The sequence below is a fragment of the Nocardiopsis moroccensis genome (assembly GCF_055763695.1).
The window spans coordinates 5,983,276-5,995,077 of record NZ_CP199747.1 but is presented as its reverse complement, the minus strand read 5'-3'; the positions used below and the strand labels follow the sequence as shown (position 1 = coordinate 5,995,077).

13 protein-coding genes are annotated in these 11,802 nt (G+C 70.3%); 5 read left to right on the top strand and 8 right to left on the bottom strand.

What is annotated here, in order from left to right; all coding sequences use genetic code 11:
- Window positions 1-70: 70 nt before the first annotated feature.
- The 5 genes from rpmF to recG all read right to left on the bottom strand — a co-directional run bounded on the left by rpmF (window position 71) and on the right by recG (window position 4,681).
- Window positions 71-247, bottom strand: a complete 177-nt coding sequence (rpmF, locus tag ACUKCB_RS26530; protein ID WP_013151268.1) for a 50S ribosomal protein L32 — start codon at window positions 245-247, stop codon at window positions 71-73.
- A gap of 134 nt (window positions 248-381) precedes the next feature.
- Window positions 382-927: a YceD family protein gene (locus ACUKCB_RS26525; RefSeq protein ID WP_473038256.1), complete on the bottom strand. Its 546-nt coding sequence runs from the start codon at window positions 925-927 to the stop codon at window positions 382-384.
- 244 nt (window positions 928-1,171) lie between these two features.
- The gene (gene coaD / locus ACUKCB_RS26520) at window positions 1,172-1,660 is read right to left on the bottom strand and encodes a pantetheine-phosphate adenylyltransferase (RefSeq protein ID WP_473038255.1); all 489 of its coding nucleotides are present in this window, start codon (window positions 1,658-1,660) and stop codon (window positions 1,172-1,174) included.
- A 215-nt stretch (window positions 1,661-1,875) separates the two neighbouring features.
- Window positions 1,876-2,442 carry a 16S rRNA (guanine(966)-N(2))-methyltransferase RsmD gene (gene rsmD, locus ACUKCB_RS26515; protein ID WP_473038254.1) on the bottom strand — a complete coding sequence of 189 codons (567 nt, stop codon included), beginning with the start codon at window positions 2,440-2,442 and terminating at the stop codon, window positions 1,876-1,878.
- Between the two features lie 19 nt (window positions 2,443-2,461).
- Window positions 2,462-4,681: an ATP-dependent DNA helicase RecG gene (gene recG, locus ACUKCB_RS26510; protein ID WP_473038253.1), complete on the bottom strand. Its 2,220-nt coding sequence runs from the start codon at window positions 4,679-4,681 to the stop codon at window positions 2,462-2,464.
- A gap of 726 nt (window positions 4,682-5,407) precedes the next feature.
- Here recG and rpmB point away from each other — a divergent pair.
- Window positions 5,408-5,593 (top strand): 50S ribosomal protein L28, encoded by a 186-nt coding sequence (gene rpmB, locus ACUKCB_RS26505; RefSeq protein WP_073704548.1) that lies wholly within the window; start codon window positions 5,408-5,410, stop codon window positions 5,591-5,593.
- Window positions 5,594-5,695: 102 nt separating this feature from the next.
- On the opposite strand, the gene ACUKCB_RS26500 is transcribed toward rpmB, so the two are convergent.
- Together ACUKCB_RS26500 and ACUKCB_RS26495 are read right to left on the bottom strand one after the other, a co-directional pair.
- Window positions 5,696-6,349, bottom strand: coding sequence for a cellulose binding domain-containing protein (locus tag ACUKCB_RS26500; protein ID WP_473038252.1), 654 nt, complete (start codon window positions 6,347-6,349; stop codon window positions 5,696-5,698).
- A 202-nt stretch (window positions 6,350-6,551) separates the two neighbouring features.
- Window positions 6,552-7,547, bottom strand: a complete 996-nt coding sequence (locus ACUKCB_RS26495) for a thiamine-phosphate kinase (protein WP_473038251.1) — start codon at window positions 7,545-7,547, stop codon at window positions 6,552-6,554.
- Between the two features lie 152 nt (window positions 7,548-7,699).
- Here ACUKCB_RS26495 and ACUKCB_RS26490 point away from each other — a divergent pair, with 152 nt between their 5' ends.
- Both ACUKCB_RS26490 and ACUKCB_RS26485 read left to right on the top strand, forming a co-directional pair.
- Window positions 7,700-7,933 (top strand): Lrp/AsnC family transcriptional regulator, encoded by a 234-nt coding sequence (locus ACUKCB_RS26490; protein WP_191274267.1) that lies wholly within the window; start codon window positions 7,700-7,702, stop codon window positions 7,931-7,933.
- Window positions 7,934-7,964: 31 nt separating this feature from the next.
- Window positions 7,965-8,426: a DUF3515 domain-containing protein gene (locus ACUKCB_RS26485; protein WP_473041151.1), complete on the top strand. Its 462-nt coding sequence runs from the start codon at window positions 7,965-7,967 to the stop codon at window positions 8,424-8,426.
- A gap of 121 nt (window positions 8,427-8,547) precedes the next feature.
- On the opposite strand, the gene ACUKCB_RS26480 is transcribed toward ACUKCB_RS26485, so the two are convergent.
- Window positions 8,548-9,315, bottom strand: a complete 768-nt coding sequence (locus tag ACUKCB_RS26480; RefSeq protein ID WP_473038250.1) for a DUF3105 domain-containing protein — start codon at window positions 9,313-9,315, stop codon at window positions 8,548-8,550.
- A 90-nt stretch (window positions 9,316-9,405) separates the two neighbouring features.
- Here ACUKCB_RS26480 and ACUKCB_RS26475 point away from each other — a divergent pair, with 90 nt between their 5' ends.
- Window positions 9,406-10,119 carry a DUF305 domain-containing protein gene (locus tag ACUKCB_RS26475; protein ID WP_473038249.1) on the top strand — a complete coding sequence of 238 codons (714 nt, stop codon included), beginning with the start codon at window positions 9,406-9,408 and terminating at the stop codon, window positions 10,117-10,119.
- Between the two features lie 228 nt (window positions 10,120-10,347).
- The gene (locus tag ACUKCB_RS26470; RefSeq protein ID WP_473038248.1) at window positions 10,348-11,793 is read left to right on the top strand and encodes a cytochrome ubiquinol oxidase subunit I; all 1,446 of its coding nucleotides are present in this window, start codon (window positions 10,348-10,350) and stop codon (window positions 11,791-11,793) included.
- The last annotated feature ends 9 nt before the right edge of the window (window positions 11,794-11,802 follow it).

Genomic DNA, 11,802 nt, shown 5'->3' with positions numbered 1-11,802 from the left:
GTGGGTTCCGCCCCGATGCGCCTCGGGAGTACTGGATCGGATGCTGGACCCGAAGCCTGTCATCCGCGGGTTAGGCCGGGTTGGTGACCTGGCGGTTGTTGTAGGTGCCGCAGGTCGGGCACGCGATGTGGGGCTGCTTCGGGTCACGGCAGCGCGGGCAGTTGACCAGCACCGGGCGCGACGCCTTCCACTGGGAACGGCGGGTCCGGGTGTTGCTCCGCGACATCTTCCGCTTCGGGACGGCCACTTCAATCCTCCTGGGTCACCCCCGCGCGGTCGCGGGAGGTCGCTTATCTGGTCACCCCGCGCGCTGTGGCGGGGAGGGTGTGCTCCGGTCGTCAACGGTGCCCGGCGGGCACCGCGCGCGATCGGTTCACGAGCTCACTGCTGTTCGGGATCCTCCGCGATCGAGCGGAGCGCTTCCCAACGCGGGTCGACACCGTCGCCGTGACCGTGGTCGGGCCCGGCGTCGGCGAGTTTGACCCCGCACTCGGCGCACAGGCCGGGGCAGTCCGGGCCGCACAGCGGTGAGAGTGGGAGCGCGAGCACGACGGCGTCTCGGATTACCGGTCCGAGGTCGAGCAGATCGCCCTCTAGATAGTAGTCCTCATCCTCGTCGCCCGCGTCCTCGTCACTTCCGCCGCCCTCTTCCTCGTCGGCGGCGTAGCGGTACAGCTCCTGGAAGTCGGCCTCCAGCTCCTCGCTCAGGGGGTCGAGACAGCGGGAGCACTCCGCGTTGAGCCGCCCGTGGGCGGTTCCGGTGACGAGGACACCCTCCATCACCGCCTCCAGGCGCAGGTCCAGCTCGATCTCCTGCCCCTTGGGCACGCCGGCCATCGCCGTCTCGAACGCCTCGGGGACGGTCACGATTCGGTTGACGGTCCGCATCGACCCCGGCTGGCGGCCCAGCTGGCGGGTGTCGACCACGTACGGGTCGCGGGCATCTAGACGAGACAGAGTGATCGCGCTTTCAGAAGAGTTAACGGGTGCCGGGCACGCGGGCTCCGACGCGCTCGGCGTCGGTTGTCGCGGTGGTGCTGACCGGCCTGAGCGCACGCCGAAGACCGGCGACACCCATGGTCAAACCCAGATTCTACCTACCATGTCCCCGACCACCCAAATCAGCCCCCGAGGAGGGCTGCGCGGAGGCCGCCGGCGGGGCCGTCGACCCCTACCCCTGGTGGCGTTCGGCGTACTTCTCCCTGAGGCGGCCCTGGACGTAGGGCGTGACCAGACTGGAGACGTCGCCTCGGTGCTGGGCGATCTCGCGGACCAGGCTGGAGGACAGGAAGGAGTACTGGGGGTTGGCGGTCATGAAGACGGTCTCCACGCCGGAGAGCTGGTAGTTCATCTGCGCGATCTGGAGTTCGTAGTCGAAGTCGCTGACGGAGCGCAGGCTGCGGACGATCGTCTCGATGCCGTTCTCCCGACAGAAGTCGACGAGGAGCCCGTCGAACTCGCTGACCCGGACGTTGCCGAGCCCCGCGGTGCCCTCGGTGAGCATGTCGATCTTCTCGGGGACGGTGAAGAGCCCCCGCTTGTTGACGTTGTTGAGTACGGCGGCGATGACCTCGTCGTACTGTTTGGCGGCTCGTCCGATGATGTCGATGTGACCGTGGGTGACCGGGTCGAAGGAACCCGGACAGACGACTCGGCGCACGGTGGATCGCCCCTCTCAAGAACTACTCTCGGGTACCGCGATCGTAGGGGTTCACCCGTACACCAATTCGGGCAACACCCGCTTAGTGTTCTTTCCCCGGACAATTGTGTCTGTACTCACACCCAGGACGACCAGGGCCGGGTCGTCGCCACGGCACGCGCGGGTCGTCCGAACCTTCCCGCACAAAACACCGGAAACGCCCCTACCGCCGCTTCCTACCCGGCGGTGCGGGCGTACCAGAGGATCGCCTCGCCGTACCTGCGACTGCGGTCGGGCTCGATCCCCTCGGGCCAGACCGGTTCGGCACCGCGCTTGGAGCGCTCCACCACGAGGACCGCGTCCTCGGCCAGCCACCCGGGTCCGACCAGGGCGGACAACACCGAGGAGACCTCCTCGTCGGTGACCGCGTAGGGCGGGTCGGCCACCACCAGGTCGTAGGGGGCGCCGGGGTTCGCGCGCGCGAGGACCCGCTCCACCCGGTCCGCGGCCAGTTCGGCCCCCGGCAGCCGGAGAGTGGCGATGTTCTCCTTCACCACCCGGGCGGCCCTGCGGTCGGCCTCCACCAGCAGGGCGTGCGAAGCCCCGCGCGACAGGGCCTCCAGGCCGATCGCCCCGGACCCGGCGTAGAGGTCCATGACCCGGAGCCCGTCGAGGGAGCCGAGGTCGGACTGGACGGAGGCGAACAGGGCCTCGCGGGCCCGGTCGCTGGTGGGTCGGGTGGTACGGCCGTCTGGGGCGGAGATGCGCCGTCCGCCCGCGGCCCCGGCGATGATGCGGGTCATGGCACAACGGTAGTGCGGTTCAGGTCTTGTCGAGGTACTCCGCCCGCTCCTCGGGCAGCAGCGCGGCCAGCGCGTCGGCCAGGGGCGGGTGGCCCTTCAGCTCCGGGTCCCGGGCGACGAGGCGGGTGGCCTCCTCCCGGGCCCGGCCGATGAGCTCCTCGTCCCGGACCAGGGTGAGCATCCGCAGGCTCGAACGCGCCCCGGACTGCGCGTCGCCGAGCACGTCGCCCTCGCGGCGCATCTCCAGGTCGGCACGGGACAGTTCGAACCCGTCCGTGGTCGAGGCCACCGCGGCCAGCCGCTCGCGTGCGGGGGTCCCCTCCTCGGACTCGGTGACCAGCAGGCAGAGCCCGGGCAGCCGGCCCCGGCCGACCCGGCCGCGCAGCTGGTGCAGCTGCGAGATACCGAACCGGTCGGCGTCCATGACGGCCATGACCGTGGCATTGGGTACGTCCACGCCGACCTCGATGACCGTGGTGGAGACCACCACGTCGGTCCGCCCGGACGAGAGGCGGCGCATCACCGCCTCCTTGTCGTCCGGAGCCATCCGACCGTGCAGGGCCTCCACCCGCACGTCGGCCAGCGGGCCCTCCTTCAACCGGGCGAGCACCTCCAGCACCGCGAGCGGCGGGCGGGCCCCGGGCGGCGGCTCCTCCGGCGGAGCGTCGACCTCGTCACCGGCCTCTCCCCCGCCGGAGCCCTCGGAACCGTCGCCGATCCGCGGGCAGACCACGAACGCCTGGCGGCCCTGGCCCACCTCCTCCCGGATCCGCTCCCAGGCACGGGTGAGGAAGTGCGGTTTCTCGCTGGTGGGGACGATGTGGGTGGCGACGGGGGCACGCCCCGCGGGCAACTGGGTGAGGGAGACCACGTCCAGGTCCCCGTAGACCGTCATGGCGACCGTCCGCGGGATGGGTGTGGCGGTCATCACCAGTACGTGCGGCCGGCCGTTCCGGGCCTTCTCCCGCAGGGCGTCGCGCTGCTCCACCCCGAAGCGGTGCTGTTCGTCCACCACCACCAGGCCCAGGTCGGCGAAGGACACGTGCTCCTGGAGCAGGGCGTGGGTGCCCACCACGATCCCGGCCTGGCCGGAGGCGGACTCCAGCAGGGCCTCCCTGCGGGCCGCGGTGTTCATGGAACCGGTGAGCAGGGCGATACGGGTGGCGTTCTCGGCGCCGTCGAGCTGCCCGGCGCGGCCGAGCGCGCCGAGCATCGCGCTGATGGAGCGGTGGTGCTGCTGGGCGAGGACCTCGGTGGGGGCGAGCATGACGGCCTGGCCACCGGAATCCACCACCCGCAGCATCGCGCGCAGGGCCACCAGGGTCTTTCCCGCGCCCACGTCCCCCTGGAGCAGGCAGTGCATGGGGTGGGTGGCGTCGAGCCGTTCCGCCAGCCGATCGCCGACCTCGCGCTGGCCCTCGGTGAGGGTGAAGGGGAGCTGGGAGTCGAAGGCGTCGAGGAGGCCGCCGTCCGCGCCGGGGCGGGGGGTCGCGGGCAGCTCCCCGGCCTGCCGGCGGCGCTGGGCGAGGGCGAGCTGCAGGACGAAGGCCTCGTCCCACTTCAGGCGGCGCCGGGCGGTGCCGACCTCGGCCCACTCCGCGGGCCGGTGGATCCTGCGGAGCGCCTCGTGCACGCCGAGCAGCCCCTGGTCCGCGCGCAGCTCCGGAGGCAGGGGGTCGGGGATGTCCACGGCGTAGTCCAGGGCGACCCCGACCGAGCGGGCGATCGTGGCGGAGTCCAGGCCCTTGACCGCCGGGTAGACGGGGATGAGCTCGTTCGCGTAGGCGCGGGCGGCCTCGCCCTCGAGGCCGTCGTCGTCGAGGAGCACGTACTCGGGGTGGTCGAGCTGTCGGCGCCCCTTGAAGGTGGAGACCCGTCCGGAGAACATGGCCAGCCGCCCGGGGACCAGGGTGTTCTGGTGGTGGGAGCCCCGGTTGAAGAAGGTCAGGTGCAGGCGGGCGGTACCGTCGGTGACGGTGGCCTCCATCATGTCCATCCGTCGGCGCCCCTGACGGGCGGGGATGGTGCGCCGCCTGGCGTCCAGCACCTTGGCCTGCACGGTGACGTCCTCCCCCTCCCTCAGGAGGGCGAGGTCGGTGAGTTCGCCCCTGCGGTCGTAGCGGCGCGGGTAGTAGCGCAGCAGGTCGCCGAGGGTGTGCAGATCGAGTTTGTCGGCGAGTGCCTTCGCCGTCCTGCCGCCGAGTGGTCCCTTGCGCAGCGGCTCGTCCCAGGTGCTCACTGTGGTTCCCGTCCTGGCCTCGTGCATCGGTCTACGCCACGTTAGACCTCCGGTGCGACGTCCGGGGCCGAACCGGGACTGGCAACCGCCCCTCCCGGCAGGGGCGGTGGACTGTTCGCCGTTGAGTGTGCACGGGTGTGCGTGCGCGTGAACGGATCCGGCTGCGACGGTGATTTTGCGGGCGCCACACCGATGTAGTTACTATGTGTATGCGATCTGAGACGCCGGGTTTGGTGTCAGTGTTCGGGCCCCCTTGCCGCCAGCGCGATGGTCTGGGGCCTCCCGCACACCTGCGACCACGCCCACACGGCCGGATCGTGAGGAAACCGGCCTCCGGAAACGGACCACACAGGATGTGTGTCGCCGAACCGGGACCTGAGTACGCCGGGGATCCAGTGCGCCCAGGACCGTTCGGGGCGTGCGACTGAACGGGACCAATCCCGTCCAGTCCGCAGGAACGGTATACTCGTCAGAGTTCATCGCGTTTTCGCCATGCCTGCGTGGCTGATCTCGATGCTCCGGTGGGTGCGCGAGGCTTCGGCCGCACCGCGTTCCACCGTTGCGCGTACGGGTGCCTCCCAGTGGTCTGATTCCACCTTCGGGCATGTCTGCGTGTACTCTTCCACGGTTGGCGTCCTCGCCAGCCTGCCCGCCCGGCCTCTTCTGGTCGGATGACCTCTCGCGTGCGGCGACGTGCGCGATCCCGAGCACTTGAATGGAGTTACCGTGGCTTCCGTCTGCGACGTCTGCGGCAAGGGACCAGGGTTCGGTAACAGTGTTTCCCACTCGCACCGTCGCACCCGCCGCCGCTGGAACCCCAACATCCAGACCGTTCGCACCCGCGTGGGCGGCACGCCCAAGCGTGTGAACGCGTGCACCTCGTGCATCAAGGCTGGCAAGGTGGCCCGCTAGGGTCTCCCCCGCTGTCTTCGAAGAGCCCTCCGACTCCGGTCGGGGGGCCTTCTTCGTGTTTCCGGCCCCCTCTTCCACTCTTCCGCGGTGAGTGGGCCCCGCTCACAGCCGGCAGACGTGCCCGTTGAGGGAGCACCGGACGGGGCTCTGGGCGAGACCGACCGCGTCGAAGGTGAGAGAGGCCGAGGCTCCGGGTTCGAGTTGGCCCCCGACCCCGGACGGTCGGGCCAGGATCCCGTCCTCCAGGGGTTCCCAGTCAGCGTCGCGGACCTCGGTGACCTCGGCGGACTCGAAGGCCAGCGCCAGCTCCCACGTCTCGAGCCGGGTCTGTGAGGTGTTGGTGACGGTGACGCGGCCGGTGAAGCCGACCGAGGTCGTCTCCAGCACCTGGTAGACGACGGTGGTGGGTTCGGTCCCGGCCTGGACCTGCGGCCCGTCGCCGCCCTCCTCGGCGGAGGTGTCCCCGCCCTCGGGCGCCGGGGAGGCGTCATGGCTGGGTTCGGCGCCGTCCTGGCGGCCGGGGGCCTCCGTCGCGCCGGGGGTGCCGCCGAACTGGAGGTAGATCTGTGTGGTGCTGTAACCGAACAGGAGCAGCCCGAGGATCACCCCGGAGATGATGAGGACGTTGAGCAGTCTCGGGGGTTCGACCCGTTTGGGGACCGTGCTCTCGATGAGTCCGCCGATCCGCCGCAGGGCGCCGGCGTTCTCCGGTTCGCTGCGGTGGGCTCCACGACGAGGGCCGTGCCGACTAGCCATGCCGCCCCATATGCCGCCTCCCGACGCCGCTCCGCTGGCCTTCCTGCGCTCTCACCCGTCGGCTCCCGGATCAGAGGTGGTTCCTCGTGCGGACCTTCGCGGTTCCGTTTTCCAACGAGGCCGGGCGGCCGCCCGGTAGGCAGAGCTGGCCGCGTTGGCAAAGCCTAGCGTGATCGCCAAACAGGACAAATCCAAACGGGACTCACTCCTGCCGGAAATGATCCCATCCACCGCGTTCGACCACGACCCCGTCCAGGGTGACCGGGTGCTCGGAACCCTCCTCCGCGTCCCGAGGTGCCTCCGCCACGACCCCCACCGCATGCCAGTGCTCCGGGAGCCCGGTCTCCGGCGGGAAGACGGCCGCGAGCGCGTGGTCCTCTCCGCCCGACACCATCAGACGGCGGGCGGCCGCCACAGCGTTCCCCGCCGGGGCGCCCAGCACACGGACGGCCTCCAGGAGAGCGGGCTCGGGGCGGAGCGCGTCCGACTCCAGGTCGACACGGACCCCGCTCGCCCGGCAGATGTGCCCCAGGTCCTGGGCCAGGCCGTCACTGATGTCGAGCATGGCGGTCGCGCCCAGCACGGCGGCCTCGGGGCCCGCGGCGTAGGGCGGGCTCGGCCTCCGGTGCTCGGACAGGCAGTCCGCGGGGCCGTCGATCCCCCGCTCCAGCAGGGCCAGCCCGGCGGCCGAGAGGCCGAGGTGCCCGGTGTAGGCGACCACGTCCCCCGCGCGGGCCCCGTCACGGCGTACCGGCGCGCGCCCCTCCAGGTCACCGAGGGCGGTGACGGCGATGGTCAGGGTGTCCGAACCCACCATGTCGCCGCCGACCACGGCTCCCCCGGCCAGCGCGCACTCCTCGCGCACCCCGGCGGTGAACTCCTCGGCCCAGGCCAGTGGAAGGTCGGCGGGCGCGGCGAAACCGATGAGCAGCCCGGTGGGACGGGCGCCCATGGCCACGACGTCGGCGTAGTTCTGCGCCACGGCGCGGTGCCCGACGTCCCGGGCGGTGGACCACTCCCGTCTGAAGTGGCGGCCCTCGACGAGGAGGTCCGTGGTCGCGACCGTGCGCCCGTCGGGTGCGGCCACGACCGCGGCATCGTCGCCGGGGCCGAGGATTACATCGTCCGTACTGGGGAATTGGCTCGTCACACGTGTGATCAGAGCGAACTCACCAAGTCCCCCAATGGTGCTCAACACAGAGATCAGGGTACGGTGACGCTCCGGCTCAAGTGGTCCGGACCCGGCGGTCAAGCCCCACGTTCGTCATCCGTTCGTCATCAGCTGTGCCCTTCGGCCGGGGATGCGTTCGCTCGACCTCACACCCGGCACAGCACGAAGGAGAAGACACCATGGTGCAGGCGTACATCCTGATCCAGACCGAGGTCGGCCAGGCGGCAGAGGTCGCGAACCGGATCCGGGGGATCGCGGGGGTCGAGGAGGCACACGACGTCACCGGTCCCTACGATGTGATCGTTCAGGCGAAGGCCGACGACATCGACGCTCTGGGGACTCTGGTGGTGGCCCGGATCCAGCGGCTGGAGGGCATCGACCGCACGCTCACCTGCCCCATCGTCAACATCTGAAGCCGACCGGTTCGATGGAGCGGGGTTGACTGTGCGCAAGCGCTACTTCGGGGCGGCTCTGGCCGTCGCCCTGGTGACGGCCGGCTGCGGCGACCAGACCGTGCGGATACAACCGCCGGAGCCGGACGAGCGGACCGCCGAGGTCTGCGCCGCGCTGGTCGCCGACCTCCCGGACACCCTGCTCGACGCCGAACGCGCGAGTGTGCGGCCCGACTCGGAGCTCACGGCCGCCTGGGGCGACCCGCCCATCGGACTGCGGTGCGGTGTGCCCCGCCCCGCCTCCCTGCAGATGGACTCGGTTCTGCAGGAGGTCAACGGTGTGGCGTGGTTCTCCCCGCCCGAGGACGCCCCCTCCCTGCACACGGTGGTGGAGCGCGAGGCCTACGTCGAACTCACCGTGCCGCCCTCCTACGGTCCACCCGCGGCCGTGCTCGCCGAGGTGAGCGAACTGGTCGACGAGCACCTGGAGGAGCGCGCCGACAGCGGCCGGTGACCCCGCCGGATGCTCTTCCGCGCCCCGGACGGACGTGCGGGGCCGGAGGCGGTTCTCCGCCTCCGGCCCCGCTTCCGCGGCCCCGGGGACGCCGGGAGGAAGCGGGCCGGACGCCCCGCGCCTACTCCTGGTCCCCGGTTCCGGTGTCCTCGTCGTCGTCAGCGCCCTCGGAGCCGGAGTCCTCGTTCCCGGCCTCCTCGCTGTCCATTTCCGCGCCCTCAAGGGCCTCGGCGTCCTCACCCTGTTCGGCGATCTGGGCCTCGATCTCGGGAGCGGTCTCCTGGATGGCCCCCGAGCAGGCGGCGCCCGGCTCGGGAACGTCGCTGCCGCGCTCGTAGAACCGCACGTAGCGGGCGAGTTCCTCGTCGTCGGCGCTCTGAGCGGTGATCTGGCGACCCCAACTGGAGGCCACGATCGGCGCGGGCATCTCCCCGTCGTAGGGGCTGATGACCAGGTAGTCGCCGGGGTTGTAGAAGCCCTCCAGCGCCTCCACCTCCTCCTCGGGCAGCTCCGGGTCGTAGGTGATCCAGACCGCGCCGTGCTCCAGGGCGTGGACCGCGAACTCCGGCATCAGCGTGTCCGCGTAGACACCGCAGTTCTGCCAGCTACTCCAGTGCTGGCCGCCGACCGGCGGGGACTGGGCGTAGTCGACGCGCTGTCCCGTCTGGACGTGGTTGTACTCGTCGATGGCGTACTCCTGCACGCCCTGGATGTTGCGGGAGCGGAACTCCATGAAGATCGCGGTTCCCAGAAGACCCAGGACCGCGGCGGCGGCTACGCTGATCCCGGTGATCTTGAGGGCTTTGGCGCGACGTTCCTTCTTCCGCTGCTCCTCGCGCAGCGCGGCGGCGCGAGCGCGGCGCTCCTCCGCCTTCGACTTCTTGGCCACTGGGTCTCCTGGGGATGGATGTGGTCGAATAGGACTTTCCTACCCTCTACTTTGGCACCAGAGTTGTGCGATTTGACCAAGGTGGTTCCGATGGGGCATGTGACCGGCCCGGCGTCCGCGGACGCCGACGGCACCGAAGAAGCATCGAACGGGGACGGGCCGGACGGCCCCGAGGAGTCCTCCCCGGGCGGTGGGGGCGCCGCCGCGCGGGAGCGCACCGTCCCCCTCTGGATGGCCGCGACCCTGGTCGTGCTGGCACTGGTCGGCGGCTTCCTCGTGGGCCGGCCGTCCTATCCGCTCGACACCGGGGCCGACGCCGGTTTCCTGCGCGACATGAGCGCGCACCACGCCCAGGCCGTGGACATGTCGCTGATCATCATCGACAAAACCGAGGACGTCGAACTGCACACGGTGGCCACGGACATGGCCAGGACCCAGCAGGCCCAGATCGGGATGATGCAGGGCTGGCTGGCCGCGTGGGGGCTGAATTCGCGCTCGGCCGAACCCCCGATGGCCTGGATGGAGGGCCACGAGCACGGCGGCGGCGAGGGAGAGGTCCCCGAGACCATGCCGGGCCTGGCCACCAGCGAGCAACTCGTGGAGCTGAACGAGGCCGAGGGGGTGGAGGCCGAGGTGCTCTTCCTCGAACTGATGATCGCCCATCACATCGGCGGGGTCGAGATGGCCGAGGCCGAGGTGGACCTGGGCAACGAGGAACTCGTCACAAACCTCGCCCAGGGGATGATCGACGCCCAGCTGTCCGAGGTCGAGAACATGGAGCGCATGATCGAGCTCCGCGAGTAGGAGAGAAACGGCTCCACCTGCGAATACGTCGAATCTGACGCAGACGCGGCACCAAGGCGGCGCATCCCCGTTCCGGGGGTGCGCCGCTTTTGCGTGCGGGCCCCGGCGCAGGGACCACGCCGTCCGGACCCCCTCGGGCCGCCGGTACCCGGGGGGCGCCCTCCATTACGACGGCAAGTAGCACTACAGTTCGTAGTACTACCGGCAGTCGGTACCTGAGAGGCGGGCATGGAAGCTCTTGACCTGGCGAGGTGGCAGTTCGGGGTCACCACGATCTACCACTTCCTCTTCGTCCCCCTGACGATCGGCCTGTCCTTCATCGTGGCCGTGCTCCAGACCTTCTGGTACCGCACCGGACGGCACGAGTACCTCCAGGCCACCCAGTTCTTCGGCAAGCTGTTCCTGATCAACTTCGCCATGGGCGTGGTCACCGGAATCGTGCAGGAATTCCAGTTCGGTATGAACTGGAGCGAGTACTCACGCTTCGTCGGCGACGTCTTCGGGGCGCCCCTGGCCATGGAGGCCCTCCTGGCCTTCTTCCTGGAGTCCACCTTCATCGGGCTGTGGATCTTCGGCTGGCACCGGCTTCCACGCGGCATCCACCTGGCCTGCATCTGGGTGGTCGCTGTCGGCACCAACCTGTCGGCCTACTTCATCCTGGCCGCCAACGCCTGGATGCGCCGCCCGGTGGGCTACGACGTCAACCCCGAGACCGGCCGCGCCGAGCTCAACGACATCTGGGCCGTACTCAGCAACGACCAGGCCTGGTCCACCTACCTGCACACCGTCTCCGCCGCCTTCGTCACCGCCGGGCTCTTCGTGGTGGCGGTCAGCGCCTACAAGCTGTGGCGCAACACCAGGCACGACGACACCGGCGAGGCCGGCGTCACCCCGCCCGGACGGGACTTCGCACTGTTCCGCTCCACCCTCAGGACCGGCCTGGTCATCACCCTGGCCGCCGGGGCCCTCACCGTCTTCTCCGGCGACCACCAGGCCAAGCTCGCCGCCGAGTACGAGCCCATGAAGCTCGCCGCCGCCGAGGCCCTGTGGGACACCGAGGAGGGCGCCGCCTTCTCCGCCTTCGCCGTCGGCGACACCGAGGCGCGCCACAACCCCATCGACGTCACCGTCCCCAACGTCCTCAGCTTCCTGGCCACCGGCACCTTCGACGGCGAGGTGCACGGTATGAACAACCTCCAGGAGGCCTACGAGGAGTACTACGGACCTGGCGACTACATGCCCAACGTGTTCGTCGTGTACTGGTCCTTCCGGCTGATGATGGGGCTCGGGATGTTCGGGATCGCCGTCGCCGCCGTAGGCCTGTGGTGCACCCGCGGGCGCGGGCGGATGCCCAGGAGCCGGTGGTTCTACTACGCGGCCGTCGCCGCGCTGCCCGCCGCGCTGGCCGCCAACATCTTCGGATGGGTGCTCACCGAGATGGGCCGCCAGCCCTGGACGGTCCACGGCGAGCTGCTCACCGCCGCCAGCGTCTCCCCCGGGGTCGGCCTCGGAACGGTCGCCATGAGCCTGGGCCTGTTCACCGCCGTGTACGGGCTGCTGTTCGTCGTCGAGGTCGGCCTGCTCTGGAAGTACATCAAGAAGGGGCCCGCACACGTCGTTCCCGACCTGGAGAACGACGAGGACGAGTCCCGGATCCCGCACTTCAGCTACTAGGAGCCAACG

Excerpts from the sequence above, each read along its gene's own strand:
- ACUKCB_RS26470 (WP_473038248.1), top strand. The coding sequence starts at position 10,348 with ATGGAAGCTCTTGACCTGGCGAGGTGGCAGTTCGGGGTCACCACGATC.
- ACUKCB_RS26490 (WP_191274267.1), top strand. The coding sequence starts at position 7,700 with ATGGTGCAGGCGTACATCCTGATCCAGACCGAGGTCGGCCAGGCGGCA.
- ACUKCB_RS26475 (WP_473038249.1), top strand. The coding sequence starts at position 9,406 with ATGGGGCATGTGACCGGCCCGGCGTCCGCGGACGCCGACGGCACCGAA.
- ACUKCB_RS26500 (WP_473038252.1), bottom strand. The coding sequence starts at position 6,349 with ATGGCTAGTCGGCACGGCCCTCGTCGTGGAGCCCACCGCAGCGAACCG.
- rsmD (WP_473038254.1), bottom strand. The coding sequence starts at position 2,442 with ATGACCCGCATCATCGCCGGGGCCGCGGGCGGACGGCGCATCTCCGCC.